This is a genomic window from Pseudomonas oryzagri, from assembly GCF_020831405.1.
Lineage (GTDB): Bacteria > Pseudomonadota > Gammaproteobacteria > Pseudomonadales > Pseudomonadaceae > Geopseudomonas > Geopseudomonas oryzagri.
In genome coordinates this window covers 31,304-47,423 of the sequence record NZ_JAJHPU010000018.1, presented here as the reverse complement: position 1 = coordinate 47,423, position 16,120 = coordinate 31,304, and the positions used below count along the sequence as shown (strand labels likewise).

Here is a 16,120-nt window from a genome sequence, read left to right as displayed (position 1 = left end):
CTCAGTCCGACTCGGCGGTGAGTAGCGCCGCATAGCCCTCGCGATAGCTCGGATAGCGCGGCGCCCAGCCGAGGGCGCGCGCCCGGGCGTTGCAGCAGCGCTTGCTGCCCACCCGGCGGGCGGACGACTCGGCCGCCCAGTGACTGACGCCCAGGCGGGCGCGCAACCAGTCGACCACCTCGTGCAGCGCCGCCGGCTCGTCGTCGACGCCCAGGTAGACCTCCTCCAGCGCCACGCCGCGGGCGTCGGCCTGCAGCAGGCAGGCCAGCAGGCCGGCGGCATCCTCGGCGTGGATGCGGTTGGCGTACTGCGGCGGCTCGCTGGGCGCCCGGTAGCCGGCGCGCACCTGGCCGAGCAGCCAGCGCCGCCCCGGACCGTAGATGCCGGCCAGACGCACCACGCTGGCGGGGATGCCGCTGTCCAGCGCCAGCCGCTCGGCCTCCAGCAGCACCTGCCCGGACCAGCCGGCCGGCTGGCAGGGCGCCGTCTCGTCGATCCATTCGCCCTCGCGCTGGCCGTACACCCCGGTGCTGGACACGAACAGCAGGCGGCGCGGGCGCTGGCCGCGCTGCTCGAGCCAGCCCAGCACATGGCGCAGCCCCTCGACGTAGGTGGCGCGATAGGCGCTTTCCTCGGAGCTGCCAGGGGTGGCGCAGTACACCAGATAGTCCGGCGTCGTGGCCGGCCACTGCGCCGGACAGGCGAGCTCGGTGAGGTCGGCGGCCAGCGGCAGCAGCCCGGCCGGCAAGGCGGCCACGTTGCGGCGCAGGCCGAAGACCTGCCAGCCGGCCATGTGCAGTTGCAGACCGAGCCGGCTGCCGACATCGCCGCAGCCGGCGATCACCACGCTGGGAGGAACGGACATGCTGGACTCCTTGGGGAAAAGACCAGCATACCCCGCCCGCGTATCGCACGCGAAACACGCCCGCGCCTTGGCCGGACGGGGCCCGCGCCTTGTCGTTCAGATGCTGAAATTTTATCCGAATGATTTACAAACAAGAAACATTTGCAATAATCTCGCACTTGACTCTTTCGCGCCGGCCTTGGGCGGCGCCGCCATCCGCTCATCGCTCAGAGGTCAGGCCCCCATGCAACCGCTCAGCATCGCCAATCCGCCCAACCTTGCCCGCTCCTCCCGCCGCCTGCCGGCGCTCGCCGTGCTGCTCGGCAGCCTGCTGCTGGCGGCGCCGAGCTTTGCCGAGGAGCCGGCCGGCGCCGCGGCACCCGCCGCTGCCGCCAGCGAAGCGCCCGCCCCCGGCGCCGCCGCGACCGCGCAGCCCGCCGTTCCGGTGGCCGAGCCAGGCGCCGACAGCGCCGAGGCCAGCGTCGAGCACGATCTGTCGCCCTGGGGCATGTACCAGAACGCCGACGTGGTGGTGAAGGGCGTGATGCTCGGCCTGCTGCTGGCCTCAGTGGTGACCTGGACCATCTGGCTGGCCAAGGGCCTGGAGCTGCTCGGCGCGCGTCGCCGCCTGCGCGGCGAGCTGGCCGACCTAAAGGGCATGCGCACCCTCGCCCAGGCCTCCGAGCAGGCCCACGCCAAGCACAGCTTCAGCGCGCTGCTGATCGAGGACGCCCAGAACGAGCTGCAGCTTTCCGCCGACAGCGTGGAGAAGGAAGGTATCAAGGAGCGCGTCAGCTTCCGCCTCGAGCGCCTGGTCGCCGCCAGCGGACGCAAGATGAGCGTGGGCACCGGCGTGCTCGCCACCATCGGCTCCACCTCGCCCTTCGTCGGTCTGTTCGGCACCGTGTGGGGCATCATGAACAGCTTCATCGGCATCGCCAAATCGCAGACCACCAACCTCGCGGTGGTCGCCCCCGGTATCGCCGAGGCCCTGCTGGCCACCGCTCTGGGCCTGGTGGCGGCGATCCCGGCGGTGGTGATCTACAACGTGTTCGCCCGCGCGATCGCCGGCTACAAGGCCCAGGTCGCCGACATCTCCGCCCAGGTCCTGCTGCTGGTCAGCCGCGACCTCGACCGCCAGCCGCCGGCCGCCGGCGTGCGTCCCGCCACCACCCCGCACGTGGTGAAGGTGGGCTGAGCCATGGGCATGCACATGAACGAGGGCAGTGACGAGCTGCAGGAATCCCACGAGATCAACGTCACTCCCTTCATCGACGTGATGCTGGTGCTGCTGATCATCTTCATGGTCGCCGCGCCCCTGGCCACCGTCGACGTCAAGGTCGACCTGCCCGCCTCCAGCGCCACGCCGCAACCGCGCCCCGAGCAGCCGATCTACCTGAGCATCAAGGAGGACGACGGCCTGTTCCTCGGCAACGATGCGGTGGCCCCCGAGCAGCTGGGCGCCGCCCTCGACCGACATAGCAAGGGCGACAAGGAGCAGACCATCTTCATCCGCGGCGACCAGGAGGTCGACTATTCCCGCCTGATGGAGGTGATGGACCTGCTGCGCGGCGCCGGCTACCTGAAGATCGGCCTGGTCGGCCTGGAAACGGTCGGCCGCCCATGAGCCGCACGCGCAGCCTGCCCCGCTGGGTTCTCAGCCTGCTGCTGGTGCTCGGCCTGCACGTCGGCCTGGCGCTGTGGTCGCTGTACTGGCAGCCGCAGGCCGCCCCGGTGCCGCTGCCGCCGCCGGCCATGCTCATCGAATTGCCGCCGGCGCCGCCCACCCCCGCCGCACCGCCGCCGCCCGAGCCGGTGCAGGCCCCCGAGCCGCCGCCGCAGCCCAAGGTGATCGAGGCGCCCAAGCCCAAGCTGGCCCTGCCGCCGCCGCCCAAGCCCCGCCCCAAGCCGCCGAAGCCGCAGCCCGAGCGCAAGCCCGAGCCCAAGCCGGCGGTGGAGCCGCAGGCGAACGCCCAGCCCAGCGCCGCCCCCGCCGCGCGCAGCGAGCCGGCCGCCCAGCCCAGCCCGCAGGCCGGCAGCCCGGCGCCGTCCAAGGCCCTGCCCAGCTGGCAGAGCCGCCTGCTCGCGCACCTCAACCGCTACAAGCGCTACCCCGAGGATGCGCGCCGTCGCGGCCAGCAGGGCGTGGTCAAGCTGCGCTTCGTGGTCGACGGCCAGGGCCAGGTGCTGTCCTTCGAGCTGGTCGGCAAGTCCGGCAGCGGCAGTCTGGATCGCGCCACCCTGCAGATGATCCGCCGCGCCCAGCCGCTGCCGCCGCCGCCGGCCGAGCTGCTGCAGAACGGCTCGCTCGAGGTGGTGGCGCCCTTCGTCTACTCCCTCGAACGGCGCTGAGGCTCCGCCAGCCGCCCGCCTCGCGCGGGCGGTTGGTTCCATTGAAGACAGTCGCTATGCTTGACGGCATCTCAATGGATATTCGCTATGACACTCACGGAACTGCGCTATATCGTCACCCTCGCCCAGGAACAGCACTTCGGCCGGGCCGCCGAGCGCTGCCACGTCAGCCAGCCGACCCTGTCGGTCGGGGTGAAGAAGCTCGAGGACGAGCTGGGTGTGCTGATCTTCGAACGCAGCAAGAGCGCGGTGCGCCTGACCCCGGTCGGCGAGGGCATCGTCGCCCAGGCGCAGAAGGTGCTCGAGCAGGCGCAGTGCATCCGTGAGCTGGCCCAGGCCGGCAAGAACCAGCTGGCCGCGCCGCTCAAGGTCGGCGCCATCTACACCGTCGGCCCCTACCTGTTCCCCCACCTGATTCCCCAGCTGCACCGCGTCGCCCCACAGATGCCGCTGTACATCGAGGAAAACTTCACCCACGTGCTGCGCGACAAGCTGCGTACCGGCGAGCTGGACGCGATCATCATCGCCCTGCCGTTCCAGGAGGCCGACGTGCTGACCAAGCCGCTGTACGACGAGCCCTTCTACGTGGTGATGCCCGCCGACCACGTCTGGAGCCAGCGCGCCAGCATCGACGCCGCCATGCTCAACGACAAGAGCCTGCTGCTGCTCGGCGAGGGCCACTGCTTCCGCGACCAGGTGCTCGAGGCCTGCCCGGCCACCCGCCGGGGCAGCGAGGCGCAGCAGCACACCACGGTGGAGTCCAGCTCGCTGGAGACCATCCGCCACATGGTCGCCTCGGGTCTCGGCGTGTCGGTACTGCCGTTCACCGCGGTGGACAGCCACCACTACGCCCCCGGGGTGATCGAAGTGCGCCCGCTGACCCCGCCGGTGCCCTACCGCACCGTGGCCATCGCCTGGCGCGCCAGCTTCCCGCGGCCCAAGGCCATCGAGGCGCTGGCCGACTCCATCCGCCTGTGCTCGGTGTCGCGTCCGCCGCAACCGGTGGAGGCGGCGCAACCGGCATGAGCGAACTGGCGCAGGTCGCCGTCACCACGCTCAAGGGCGTCGGTCCGGCACTGGCGGAGAAGCTTGCCAAGGTCGGCCTGGAAACCTTGCAGGACGTGCTGTTCCACCTGCCGCTGCGCTACCAGGACCGCACCCGGGTCACCCCGATCGGCGCCCTGCGTCCGGGCGGCGACGCCGTGGTGGAAGGCGTGGTGGCCGGCGCCGATGTGATCATGGGCCGCCGGCGCAGTCTGCTGGTACGCCTGCAGGACGCCACCGGCACCCTCAGCCTGCGTTTCTTCCATTTCAGCCAGGCACAGAAAGACGCCTTGAAGCGCGGCACCTGCCTGCGCTGCTACGGCGAGGTGCGCCCCGGCGCCACCGGCCTGGAAATCTATCATCCCGAGTACCGCACGCTCGCCGCCGACGAACCGTCGGCGGCGGTCGAGCAGACCCTCACGCCGATCTATCCGAGCACCGAGGGACTCACCCAGCAGCGCCTGCGCGCCCTCAGCCAGCAGGCGCTGTACGGCCTGAACGCCAACAGCCTGCCCGACTGGCTGCCGGCCGAACTGGCCCGCCAGTACCAGCTGGCGCCGCTGGCCGACGCCATCCGCTACCTGCACCGCCCGCCGCCCGACGCCGATCTCGAGGAGCTGGCCGAGGGCCGCCACTGGGCGCAGCATCGCCTGGCCTTCGAGGAGCTTTTGACCCACCAGCTGTCGCTGGCGCGCCTGCGCGCGAGCATCCGCGCCCAAGAGGCGCCGCCGCTGGCCAAGCCCAAGCGGCTACCGGCGCAATTTCTTGCCAACCTCGGCTTCGCGCCCACCGGCGCCCAGTTACGGGTGAGCGAGGAAATCGCCTGGGATCTGGCCCAGACCGAGCCGATGCTGCGCCTGGTGCAGGGCGACGTCGGCGCCGGCAAGACGGTGGTCGCCGCGCTGGCCGCGCTGCAGGCCATCGAGGCCGGCTACCAGGTGGCGCTGATGGCGCCCACCGAGATCCTCGCCGAGCAGCACTTCCTCAACTTCAGCAAGTGGCTCGAACCGCTGGGCATCGAGGTCGCCTGGCTGGCCGGCAAGCTCAAGGGCAAGGCGCGCAACGCGGCGCTGGAGCGCATCGCCGCAGGCGCACCCATGGTGGTCGGCACCCACGCGCTGTTCCAGGACGAGGTGCAGTTCAACAACCTGGCCCTGGCGATCATCGACGAACAGCACCGCTTCGGCGTGCAGCAGCGCCTGGCGCTGCGCCAGAAGGGCGTCGACGGCCGCCTCTGTCCGCACCAGCTGATCATGACCGCCACGCCCATCCCGCGCACCCTGGCGATGAGCGCCTACGCCGACCTCGACACCTCGATCCTCGACGAGCTGCCGCCCGGACGCACCCCGGTGACCACCCTGGTGATCGCCGACAGCCGCCGCCTGGAGGTGATCGAGCGGGTGCGCGCCGCCTGTCTGGAGGGCCGCCAGGCCTACTGGGTGTGCACGCTGATCGAGGAATCCGAGGAGCTGACCTGCCAAGCGGCGGAGACCACCTTCGAGGAACTGTCGGCCGCCCTCGGCGAACTGCGCGTCGGTTTGATCCACGGGCGCATGAAGCCGGCCGAGAAGGCCGCGGTGATGGAGGAGTTCAAGGCCGGCCGCCTGCAGCTGCTGGTCGCCACCACGGTGATCGAGGTCGGCGTCGACGTGCCCAACGCCAGCCTGATGATCATCGAGAACCCCGAGCGCCTCGGCCTGTCGCAGCTGCACCAGCTGCGCGGCCGGGTCGGCCGCGGCAGCGCGGTCAGCCACTGCGTGCTGCTCTACCACGCCCCGCTGTCGCACATGGGCCGCGAGCGCCTGGCAATCATGCGCGAGACCGGCGACGGCTTCGTCATCGCCGAGAAGGACCTCGAGCTGCGCGGCCCCGGCGAGATGCTCGGCACTCGGCAGACCGGCCTCTTGCAGTTCAAGGTCGCCGACCTGCTGCGCGACGCCGACCTGCTGCCGGCGGTGCGCGAGGCGGCGCAGACCCTGCTGGCGCGCTGGCCGCAGCACGTCAGCCCGCTGCTCGAGCGCTGGCTGCGCCACGGGCAGCAGTACGGCCACGTCTAGCGCGGGGGGACGGCTCAGGCCGGCTGCTTGTGGCGCGCGCCGAGCTGGCTGACCAGGCCCTGGAACCACAGCAGCAGCGCCGGATTGCCGAGGATCTGGATGTCCTTGTTCTGGATGCCCTGCATGAAGGCCAGCTGCTTGTTGGTCGCGGTGAGGATGCCGAAGCCGTAGGCGGCGTCGCGGAAGGCGATGCTGAAGTCCGGGTGCGCCACACAGCCGGCGCCGCTGCGGATGCGCAGGTTCTGGACGATGAAATGGCGGGCGACGCGCCCGTCGCGGGTCTGCAGTTGGAACACCAGATCGCGGTCGACCAGCTGCTCGCGGAACTCGGCATTGCTGCGACTGGCCCCCGCCAACAGGCGGCCGAGCAGCCAGAGGAGGAAACGGAATTTCACTGCGACACCTCGCGATCCGCACCAGGAAGTCTGGATTCTAGCGCGCGGCCCCACCGGCCGGGATGCATGGCGCACGCTTGCGCACACGGCCCGCCCAGCGGGCGCAATGACCCGGAGCCGGACGGCCCCGGGTCGTCGGGGTCAGTTGATCGCTTCGCGCAGGGCCTTGCCCGGCTTGAACGACACGGTGTTGCTGGCGCGGATCTTGACCGGCTCGCCGGTCTGCGGGTTCTTGCCCATGCGGGCGCCACGATGGCGTTGCAGGAAGGTGCCGAAGCCGACCAGGGTGACGCTGTCCTCGCGGTTCAGCGCATTGGTGATCTCCTCGAGCACCGCGTTGAGCACGCGATTGGCCTGCTCCTTGCTGAGGTCGGTTTTCTCCGCTACGGCGGCAGCGAGTTCGGGTTTGCGCATAGATGCCTCTGTCGAATTTGTTCTTGTTGTTGCCGCCGGTCCTGGCGAGCGCTCCGTCACCGGCACCGAATCTGCCTGCGCATGCGGGGGTAAGTCCGCGGACAGGCTCTGGCGCGCGGCTGACCGCAGAAGAATGGCACGCCGGCACGGCGTTCGCCAGCCGCCGGCCTCGCTCAATGGTCGTAGATCGAACGGATGGACGAACGGCGCGCCGGGCGTCGGTCGGCAGGCTGGCGGGGCCGTGCTAGACTCGCCGCTGGTTTTTGCCGCGACGCCCCGCCGTGCCCCAGATCGCCTGCGCCCAGTGGCGCGCCCTCGACCAGCTCCACCCCGCCCCCAGCCCCCGCGAGCTCGACTGGCTGAACGAGCAGGGTTCGCTGACCCGCCGCCTCACCGAACTCAGCGGCGAGCGCTTCGCCGTCGAGCCGCTGGCCGAGGGCTGGCAGATCCTGCGCGACGACGAATGCGCCGCCCTCGGCGTCGCCGCCGGCAGCGAGGGCTGGGTGCGCGAGGTCTACCTGTACGGCGCCGGCGTGCCCTGGGTGTTCGCCCGCAGCGTGGCGGCACGCAGCGCCCTGGAGGCTCACCCCTTCGCCCTCGACCGGCTCGGCACCACCTCGCTCGGCCACCTGCTGTTCCGCGACCCGGCGTTCAGCCGCCAGCCGATCGAGGCCTGCCGCTATCCGGCCGAACTGCTGCCGGCGGCGGTGCGCAGCGCCGGGCTGTGGGGGCGCCGCTCGCTGTTCCGTCGCGGCGCGCTGGGCGTGCTGGTCGCCGAGGTATTCCTGCCGGAACTCTGGCAGGCCGACGCCTGAGCCGCGCGGCCGCGCCGGGCCGTATAATCGGCGCTTCGCTTCCCCGGAGGTCCGCGATGTCCTTCTCCCTGCTCAAGCCTCTGGCGCGCCTGCATCCGCGCGCCCAGGACTTCATCGACCTGACCCGCCTGAACCGGCCGATCGGCATCTACCTGCTGCTGTGGCCGACCCTCAGCGCGCTGTGGATCGCCGCCAAGGGCGTGCCATCGCTGGCCAACCTGCTGATCTTCACCTTCGGCGTGGTGCTCACCCGCTCGGCCGGCTGCGCGATCAACGACTTCGCCGACCGCCGCTTCGACGGCCACGTCGAACGCACCCGCGCCCGCCCCCTGGCCAGCGGGCGGATGCGCCCGCGCGAGGCGCTGGTCACCTTCGCCGTGCTGATGCTGGTGGCCTTCGCCCTGGTGCTGCTGACCAACGCGACCACCGTCTGGCTGTCGTTCGGCGCCGTGGCGCTGGCCGCGCTCTATCCGTTCATGAAGCGCTACACCTACTACCCGCAGGTGGTGCTCGGCGCGGCCTACTCGTGGGGCATCCTGATGACCTTCACCGCCAGCGGCGACGCGCTGCCGGCGGCGGCCTGGCTGCTCTACCTGGCCAACCTGCTGTGGACGGTGGCCTACGACACCTACTACGCGATGACCGACCGCGACGACGACCTGCGCATCGGCGTGAAGTCGACCGCCATCCTGTTCGGCGACGCCGACCGGGCGATCATCGCCCTCCTGCAGGGCCTCAGCCTGGTGTTCCTGCTGCTCGCCGCGGCGCGCTTCGAGCTGGGCGTGTACTTCCACCTCGGCCTGGCGGTGGCCGCCGGCTGCTTCGCCTGGGAATACTGGAGCACCCGCTCGCGCGATCGGCAGGCCTGCTTCCATGCATTCCTGCACAACCACTGGGCCGGCCTGGCGATCCTCGCCGGCACCGTCGCCGACCACGCGCTGCGCTGAGCCCGCGATAGGTGCCGGCGGCCAGGCGCTAGTCTTCGGTCACCTGCGGCCTGGCCACGTGCCAGACGTCCATCTTGCCGTCGCCGAGCTTGTCGCCCGGTCGCTTGTCCTGCTTGAAGCGGTACAGCGGCCGCCCCTGGTAGGCCCACTGCCAGCTGCCGTCGGCACGCCCGACCAGGGTCCAGTCGTCGCTCTCCTCGGCATCGGCGGTGGCCGCCAGCGGCGGCCAGTTGTCGGCACAGGCGTCGTTGCAGGTCGATACGCCCGGACTGTCCTTGTCGAAGGTGTACAGGGTCATGCCCTTGGCGTCGACCAGCATGCCGTCCTTGGTGGTGGCCGGATCGGCCGCCTGGGCCTGGCCGAGCAGCGCCAGCAGCAGGCCGCCGGCCAGGGCCTGCAGGAGTGGGGGGATTCTGAGCATCGCGGCTCTCCTCGAAAGGCGGGGAAGACCCGGCGACCGCGGGGTGGGCGGCGGACGGCTCGTCGGGCACCGGCTGCCGACGCGGGCCGGCAGGCCCTTCCAGCATAGCCAAGCGCCTGCCGGGCGGGCGCAGTGTCACATCGCTGCAATAATTCCGTTATGTAATGCGGCATCACCACGGAATACAGAGACACTCCCATGGTTGGCAAATCCATCCTCATCGTTGACGACGAAGCACCGATCCGCGAGATGATCGCCGTCGCCCTGGAAATGGCCGGCTACGACTGCCTCGAAGCGGAAAACAGCCAGCAGGCCCACGCGCTGATCGTCGACCGCAAACCCGACCTGATCCTGCTCGACTGGATGCTGCCCGGCACCTCCGGCATCGAACTGGCGCGCCGCCTCAAGCGCGACGAGCTGACCGCCGGCACGCCGATCATCATGCTCACCGCCAAGGGCGAGGAGGACAACAAGATCCAGGGCCTGGAAGTCGGCGCCGACGACTACATCACCAAGCCGTTCTCGCCGCGCGAGCTGGTCGCCCGCCTCAAGGCGGTGCTGCGCCGCGCCGGCGCCAGCGACGGCGAGGCGCCGATCGAGGTCGGCGGCCTGGTCCTCGACCCGCTCAGCCACCGCGTCACCATCGACGGCAAGCCGGCCGAGATGGGGCCGACCGAGTACCGCCTGCTGCAGTTCTTCATGACTCACCAGGAGCGCGCCTACACGCGCAGCCAGCTGCTCGACCAGGTCTGGGGCGGCAACGTCTACGTCGAGGAGCGCACGGTCGACGTGCATATCCGCCGCCTGCGCAAGGCGCTCGGCGAGAGCTGCGAAAACCTGGTGCAGACCGTACGCGGCACCGGCTATCGTTTCTCCACCAAGGCCTGACGCGGCCGGATCGCACTCGCCGCCCCGCCGGGGCGGCCGCCTCACAAGGATCGCAAGGTGAACCAAGACTGGCGCGGCATTCTCCTCCGCCGCCTGCTGCTGTTGGTCGGCGCCTGCCTGCTGCTCGGCCTGCTCACCGGCCAGTACGCCTGGGCGCTGGTGGTGGGCCTGTCCGCCTACCTGTACTGGAACCTGCGCCAGCTGCTGCGCCTGCACCAGTGGCTGAAGAGCGCCGACGCCGACGAGCTGCCGCCGGAAAGCTCCGGGGTATGGGGCGAGGTGTTCGACCAGATCTACCACCTGCAAAAGCGCAACCAGCGCGCCCGCGGCCGCCTGCAGGCGGTGATCGACCGCGTCCAGGAGTCCACCGCCGCGTTGCGCGACGGCGTGATCATGCTCGACCGCCAGGGCAACCTGGAGTGGTGGAACCGCGCCGCCGGCAACCTGCTCGGCCTCAAGCGCAAGCAGGACGGCGGCCAGCCGATCACCAATCTGGTCCGCCATCCGCGCTTCAAGGCGTACTTCGAGCAGGGCAACCATCCCGAGCCGCTGGAGCTGCCCTCGCCGGTCAACGACCGCATCCGCCTGCAGCTGCAGCTGACCCTCTACGGCAACGGCGAGCACCTGATGCTGGTGCGCGACGTGACCCGCGTGCACCAGCTCGAGCAGATGCGCAAGGACTTCGTCGCCAACGTCTCCCACGAGCTGCGCACGCCGCTGACCGTGCTCAGCGGCTACCTGGAGACCCTGCTGGACAACGTCGACGACATCAATCCGCGCTGGCGCCGCGCCCTGCAGCAGATGCAGCAGCAGGGCGCGCGCATGCAGAACCTGCTCAACGACCTGCTGCTGCTCGCCCGCCTGGAGGCCACCGACTATCCCGCCGACAACAAGCCGGTGGCCGTCGACCTGCTGCTCGCCAGCATCCGCGCCGACGCCCAGGCGCTGTCCGCCGGCCGCCACCGCATCAGCCTGGAGGCCGATTCCGGGGTCCGGCTCAAGGGCAGCGAGGCGGAGCTGCGCAGCGCCTTCTCCAACCTGGTGTTCAACGCGGTCAAGTACAGCCCCGATGGCGGCGAGATCCGCCTCCAATGGCGCAGCGATGCGGACGGCGCGCACTTCAGCGTGCAGGACAGCGGCCTGGGCATCGACGCCAAGCACATTCCGCGCCTCACCGAGCGCTTCTACCGGGTCGACGCCAGCCGCTCGGCCAACACCGGCGGTACCGGGCTGGGCCTGGCCATCGTCAAGCACGTGTTGATCCGCCACCACGGCCAGCTGCACATCGACAGCGCGCCGGGCAAGGGCAGCACCTTCACCTGCCACTTCCCGCCGGCCCAACTGGCGCAGCGCTGAGGCGCCGGGGGTTGCCGACCAGTCACGACAGGCAACCTGCCCGGCTGCCACGGCGGCCTCCTCCGTCAGTCGCACTTGAAAGCCGGGGGACGACCTTCCATCCTATAAGTCTTTCCGTCACCAACAAGACCCTCCATGGACCCTTCTAGTAGTACCCTCCTCGGCTACTTCGCCGACTTCGGCTTCATCCTGTTCGCCCTGCTGCTCGTTCTGCTCAACGGCTTCTTCGTCGCCGCCGAATTCGCCATGGTCAAGCTGCGCGCCACCCGCGTCGAGACCATCGCCGCCGCCCACGGCTGGCGCGGGCGCATCCTGCGCACCGTGCACAGCCAGCTCGACGCCTACCTGTCGGCCTGCCAGCTGGGCATCACCCTCGCCTCGCTCGGCCTGGGCTGGGTCGGCGAGCCGGCCTTCGCCCACCTGCTGACCCCGCTGCTCGACCAGCTCGACCTCAACAACCCGGCGCTGGTGCACGGCATCGCCTTCTTCAGCGCGTTCTTCGTGATCTCCTACCTGCATATCGTGGTCGGCGAGCTGGCGCCCAAATCCTGGGCGATCCGCCGACCCGAGCTGCTGTCGCTGTGGACCGCGGTGCCGCTGTACCTGTTCTACTGGGCGATGTACCCGGCGATCTGGCTGCTCAACGCCAGCGCCAACGCCATCCTGCGCATCGCCGGGCAAGGCGAGCCGGGGCCACACCACGAGCACCACTACAGCCGCGACGAACTCAAGCTGATCCTCCACTCCAGCCGCGCCCGCGACCCCAGCGACCAGGACATGCGCGTGCTGGCCTCGGCGGTGGAGCTGGGCGAGCTGGAAGTGGTCGACTGGGCCAACTCGCGCGAGGACCTGGTGAGCCTCGACGCCGACGCCAACCTCGAGGAGATCCTCGCCGAGATCCGCCGCCACAAGTTCAGCCGCTACCCGGTGGTCGACGCCGAGCAGCAGTTCATCGGCGTGCTGCACATCAAGGACCTGCTGCTGGCCCTGCCCTGCCCGGGCCAGACCGGCGCCTTCGACCTGCACGCCCTGCTGCGGCCCATCGAGCGGGTGTCGCGGCACATGCCGCTGAGCCGCCTGCTCGAGCAGTTCCGCCAGGGCGGCGCGCACTTCACCCTGGTCGAGGAAGCCGACGGCAAGGTGGTCGGCTTCCTGACCATGGAGGACGTGCTCGAGGTGCTGGTCGGCGACATCCAGGACGAGCACCGCAAGACCGAGCGCGGCCTGCTCGCCTACCAGCCGGGCAAGCTGCTGGTGCGCGGCGACACCCCGCTGTTCAAGATCGAGCGCCTGCTCGAGGTGAACCTCGACGACGTCGAGGCCGAAACCCTCGCCGGGCTGATCTACGACAGCTTGAAGCGCCTGCCCAGCGAGGACGAGACCCTGGAGACCCACGGCCTGCGCATCATCGTCAAGAAGATGAAGGGACCGAAGATCGTCATGGCCAAGGTGCTCAAGCTGCACTGAGGGCGGCGGCATGTGCGACCAACGAAAAGGGCCACCCCGCAGGGTGGCCCTTTTCGTTGGTGCCCCTGCAGCGCCGAAGCTGCAGGGGCGAATTCATGCGCCCGGTCCGGCGGCTGCGACAGGCGATGAATTCGCCTTCACCGCCAGCGATGGCGACCTCAGTCCTCACCGCCGACGGCGAAGCGCGGCAGGCTGTCGACCGGCTGGGCGAAGCGGAAGGGGATCGACTCCACCGCCAGACCGACATTGCGCTGCACCACGAAGTGCAGGTGCGGGCCGGTGCTGCGCCCGGTGTTGCCGGAGCGGGCGATCGGCGTGCCGGCGCCGATCCGCTGGCCGACGCCGACCTGCACCGAGCCCTGCTGCAGGTGCAGGTAGACGCCCATGGTGCCGTCGTCGTGGAGGATGCGCACATGGTTGCCGCCCGGATTGGGCGTGGCGCCGGCCTGGTCGTTGCGCGTGCTCACCACCACCCCGCCGCGCGCGGCGCGGATCGGCGTGCCGACCGGCATGGCGATGTCCACCGCGTAGCGCCCCTTGGGGGTGAAGTGGCTGAACAGCCCATTGGCGCCCTGGCTCTGGCGGAACGGGCCGCCCTGCCAGGGCAGCGGATAGCGGAACGGCTTGGGCAGCAGGCGCGGGTCGCCGAGCGCATGGCTGAGCTTGGGCGTGTAGCGCAGCGGCTGGGCGGGATCGCGCGGCGCCAGGGTCAGCAGGCGGATCTGGCTGCGCGGCGGCAGCACCCAGCGCACCGGCTTGTCCGGGGCGCCGCTGGCGTTGGCGACGTTGTCCAGGCGCAGTTCCAGCTCGACCGGCGCGAACAGCTCGTTGCGCACCCGCAGGGTGTCGCCGCCGGCGTGCTTGAGCACCTCCAGCTTCACCTGGCGGGCGAGGTCGTCGGACATTTGCGGCAGGCCGCCGGGCTTGCGCAGGGCGCTGCCCGGCTCGCCGAGCTCGAACACCCGGGCGCCCGGACGGGCCTTGTCGCTGTAGGTGACCACGCCGTTGGCGTCGACGTGCTTGTAGATGGTCAGTGCGCCGGCCGGAGCGGCCAGGCCCAGCAGGAGGGGCAGCAGGAGCAGACGGGCGGGCATCATGGCGGGGCGGTTTCGCTGGTCGGAATAGCGGCAAGACTAGCAGTCCGCCATCACCCGGGCGAGCCACCGACCGTGGCGGTGTGACCGGCCTCGCGCTGCCCCGCCCGCTCGCCGACCGGCGGCGCGCCTCGGCGGGGAGGGGCGCGGCACGGCAACGGCCGGGAAAACACCAACGGCGCCGCAAGCCCCTTTCCAGACGCTCCGGGGCAGGCGCGCCGGCTGGAAGACCGGGGGTTCGGCGTGCCGAACGACCCGGCTTTTCCCATCGAGCCCCCAGCGGCGGACGTTTGCAGGCGGGCGTTTTCTCCCCGCCTCTCAGCCCTGGCTGTCGTCGGCCTGGGCCGCCATCCGCTTGGCCAGACCGGTGTGGCGCACGTCGGTGCCGCGCACCAGGTAGATCACCAGTTCGGCGATGTTGCGCGCGTGGTCGCCGATACGCTCCAGCGAGCGCAGCGCCCAGATCACGCTGAGCACGCGGGAGATCGAGCGCGGGTCTTCCATCATGTAGGTGACCAGCTCGCGCAGCGCGCTCTTGTACTCGCGGTCGACGGTCTTGTCGTACTGCGCCACCGACAGCGCCAGGTCGGCGTCGAAGCGGGCGAAGGCGTCCAGCGCCTCCTGGACCATCTTGCGCACCTGCTCGCCAATGTGGCGGATCTCCACGTAGCCCTTGGGCGCCTCGCCGGCCTCGCTCAGCTCGATGGCGCGCTTGGCGATCTTGGTGGCCTCGTCGCCGATGCGCTCGAGGTCGATCACCGACTTGGAGATGCTGATGATCAGACGCAGGTCGGAGGCGGCCGGCTGGCGGCGGGCGAGGATGCGCACGCACTCCTCGTCGATGTCGCGCTCCATCTGGTTGATCTGGTCGTCGACCTCGCGCACCTGCTGGGCGAGCCCCGAGTCGGCGTCGATCAGCGCGGTGACCGCGTCGTTGACCTGCTTCTCCACCAGCCCGCCCATGGCCAGCAGATGGCTGCGGATCTCCTCCAGCTCGGCGTTGAACTGGGCGGAGATGTGGTGGGTGAGGCTGTCCTTGTTGATCATGTACGAACCCTCGATGAAGCCGAATGCATAAGGAAGATGAATGGGGCCCTGGCCAATCGCCGCCGCGTCCCGGCGCGATTCGCCACGGCCACTAGCCGTAGCGACCGGTGATGTAGTCTTCGGTCTGCTTCTTCGCCGGGTTGGTGAACAGGGTGTCGGTGTCGCCGAATTCGATCAGCTTGCCCATGTACATGAACGCGGTGTAGTCGGAGACGCGCGCCGCCTGCTGCATGTTGTGGGTGACGATGACGATGGTGTACTGGCCCTTGAGCTCGTTGATCAGCTCCTCGACTTTGAGGGTGGAGATCGGGTCGAGCGCCGAGCAGGGTTCGTCGAGCAGCAGCACTTCCGGCTGCACCGCCACGGTACGGGCGATCACCAGACGCTGCTGCTGGCCGCCGGAGAGGCCGAGCGCCGAGTCGTGCAGGCGGTCCTTGACCTCGTTCCACAGCGCGGCGCTCTTCAGCGCCCACTCGACGGTCTCGTCGAGCACGCGCTTCTGGTTGATGCCCTGGATGCGCAGGCCGTAGACCACGTTCTCGTAGATGCTCTTGGGGAACGGGTTGGGCTTCTGGAACACCATGCCGACGCGGCGGCGCAGTTCGGCGACGTCGACGCCCTTGGCGTAGATGTCCTGGCCGTCGAGGCGGATCTCGCCGTCGACGCGGCAGCCGTCGACCAGGTCGTTCATGCGGTTGAAGGTGCGCAGCAGGGTCGACTTGCCGCAGCCGCTCGGGCCGATGAACGCGGTGACGCGGTTGCGCGGGATGTTCATCTGCACGTCGAACAGCGCCTGCTTGTCGCCGTAGAACAGGTTGAGGCCGGGCACCTCGAGGGCCACCGGCTCGCTGGCCAGGTCGAGGGTCTGCTTCTTGCGGCCCAGGCTGTCGAGGCTGATGCCGTGGGTGTGTGCTTGTTGCGACATGGGGGACTCCCTACGCTCACGGTTCGGTTGCGCAGCGCGGGCCAGGGGCCCGCC

The 16,120-nt window shown here is 70.1% G+C and carries 17 protein-coding genes; 10 read left to right on the top strand and 7 right to left on the bottom strand.

Going from position 1 to position 16,120, the window contains the following annotated elements; translation table 11 throughout:
* Window position 1: 1 nt before the first annotated feature.
* Window positions 2–865 (bottom strand): SDR family oxidoreductase, encoded by an 864-nt coding sequence (locus LMJ29_RS07125; RefSeq protein WP_229604824.1) that lies wholly within the window; start codon window positions 863–865, stop codon window positions 2–4.
* A gap of 223 nt (window positions 866–1,088) precedes the next feature.
* Between LMJ29_RS07125 and exbB the strand changes: the two genes are divergently transcribed.
* The 5 genes from exbB to recG all read left to right on the top strand — a co-directional run bounded on the left by exbB (window position 1,089) and on the right by recG (window position 6,297).
* Complete coding sequence (gene exbB, locus LMJ29_RS07120; RefSeq protein ID WP_229604823.1) at window positions 1,089–2,042, top strand: tonB-system energizer ExbB; 954 nt, start codon at window positions 1,089–1,091, stop codon at window positions 2,040–2,042.
* 3 nt (window positions 2,043–2,045) lie between these two features.
* Window positions 2,046–2,471, top strand: coding sequence for a TonB system transport protein ExbD (gene exbD / locus LMJ29_RS07115; RefSeq protein ID WP_229604822.1), 426 nt, complete (start codon window positions 2,046–2,048; stop codon window positions 2,469–2,471).
* Window positions 2,468–3,196 carry an energy transducer TonB gene (locus LMJ29_RS07110; RefSeq protein WP_229604821.1) on the top strand — a complete coding sequence of 243 codons (729 nt, stop codon included), beginning with the start codon at window positions 2,468–2,470 and terminating at the stop codon, window positions 3,194–3,196. Before exbD ends, LMJ29_RS07110 begins: the two co-directional genes overlap by 4 nt.
* 87 nt (window positions 3,197–3,283) lie before the next feature.
* Window positions 3,284–4,222, top strand: a complete 939-nt coding sequence (locus LMJ29_RS07105) for a hydrogen peroxide-inducible genes activator (RefSeq protein WP_229604820.1) — start codon at window positions 3,284–3,286, stop codon at window positions 4,220–4,222.
* Window positions 4,219–6,297 carry an ATP-dependent DNA helicase RecG gene (gene recG / locus LMJ29_RS07100; RefSeq protein ID WP_229604819.1) on the top strand — a complete coding sequence of 693 codons (2,079 nt, stop codon included), beginning with the start codon at window positions 4,219–4,221 and terminating at the stop codon, window positions 6,295–6,297. Before LMJ29_RS07105 ends, recG begins: the two co-directional genes overlap by 4 nt.
* A 14-nt stretch (window positions 6,298–6,311) precedes the next feature.
* Here recG and LMJ29_RS07095 read toward each other — a convergent pair whose 3' ends face one another.
* Complete coding sequence (locus tag LMJ29_RS07095) at window positions 6,312–6,692, bottom strand: helicase (RefSeq protein WP_229604818.1); 381 nt, start codon at window positions 6,690–6,692, stop codon at window positions 6,312–6,314.
* A gap of 141 nt (window positions 6,693–6,833) precedes the next feature.
* The gene (locus LMJ29_RS07090; RefSeq protein WP_229604817.1) at window positions 6,834–7,106 is read right to left on the bottom strand and encodes an HU family DNA-binding protein; all 273 of its coding nucleotides are present in this window, start codon (window positions 7,104–7,106) and stop codon (window positions 6,834–6,836) included.
* Between the two features lie 281 nt (window positions 7,107–7,387).
* Between LMJ29_RS07090 and LMJ29_RS07085 the strand changes: the two genes are divergently transcribed.
* Window positions 7,388–7,921 (top strand): chorismate--pyruvate lyase family protein, encoded by a 534-nt coding sequence (locus tag LMJ29_RS07085; protein WP_377656185.1) that lies wholly within the window; start codon window positions 7,388–7,390, stop codon window positions 7,919–7,921.
* A 56-nt stretch (window positions 7,922–7,977) separates the two neighbouring features.
* Window positions 7,978–8,868, top strand: coding sequence for a 4-hydroxybenzoate octaprenyltransferase (ubiA, locus tag LMJ29_RS07080; protein WP_229604816.1), 891 nt, complete (start codon window positions 7,978–7,980; stop codon window positions 8,866–8,868).
* Window positions 8,869–8,896: 28 nt separating this feature from the next.
* On the opposite strand, the gene LMJ29_RS07075 is transcribed toward ubiA, so the two are convergent.
* Window positions 8,897–9,289: a COG4315 family predicted lipoprotein gene (locus tag LMJ29_RS07075; protein WP_229604815.1), complete on the bottom strand. Its 393-nt coding sequence runs from the start codon at window positions 9,287–9,289 to the stop codon at window positions 8,897–8,899.
* Window positions 9,290–9,487: 198 nt separating this feature from the next.
* Here LMJ29_RS07075 and phoB point away from each other — a divergent pair, with 198 nt between their 5' ends.
* The 3 genes from phoB (at window position 9,488) to LMJ29_RS07060 (ending at window position 13,000) form a co-directional block, all read left to right on the top strand.
* Window positions 9,488–10,177, top strand: a complete 690-nt coding sequence (phoB, locus tag LMJ29_RS07070; RefSeq protein ID WP_229604814.1) for a phosphate regulon transcriptional regulator PhoB — start codon at window positions 9,488–9,490, stop codon at window positions 10,175–10,177.
* Window positions 10,178–10,234: 57 nt separating this feature from the next.
* The gene (gene phoR, locus LMJ29_RS07065; RefSeq protein WP_229604813.1) at window positions 10,235–11,533 is read left to right on the top strand and encodes a phosphate regulon sensor histidine kinase PhoR; all 1,299 of its coding nucleotides are present in this window, start codon (window positions 10,235–10,237) and stop codon (window positions 11,531–11,533) included.
* A gap of 135 nt (window positions 11,534–11,668) precedes the next feature.
* Complete coding sequence (locus tag LMJ29_RS07060) at window positions 11,669–13,000, top strand: hemolysin family protein (protein ID WP_229604812.1); 1,332 nt, start codon at window positions 11,669–11,671, stop codon at window positions 12,998–13,000.
* Window positions 13,001–13,158: 158 nt separating this feature from the next.
* Here the strand turns inward: LMJ29_RS07060 and LMJ29_RS07055 are convergent, their stop codons facing one another.
* The 3 genes from LMJ29_RS07055 to pstB form a co-directional block, all read right to left on the bottom strand.
* A complete protein-coding gene (locus LMJ29_RS07055) occupies window positions 13,159–14,094 on the bottom strand; it encodes a peptidoglycan DD-metalloendopeptidase family protein (RefSeq protein WP_229604966.1) in 936 nt (311 codons plus the stop codon).
* Window positions 14,095–14,412: 318 nt separating this feature from the next.
* Complete coding sequence (gene phoU / locus LMJ29_RS07050) at window positions 14,413–15,141, bottom strand: phosphate signaling complex protein PhoU (RefSeq protein ID WP_229604811.1); 729 nt, start codon at window positions 15,139–15,141, stop codon at window positions 14,413–14,415.
* A gap of 91 nt (window positions 15,142–15,232) precedes the next feature.
* Entirely contained in the window at window positions 15,233–16,066 is an 834-nt protein-coding gene (pstB, locus tag LMJ29_RS07045; protein ID WP_229604810.1) for a phosphate ABC transporter ATP-binding protein PstB, read from the bottom strand.
* Window positions 16,067–16,120: the final 54 nt, after the last annotated feature.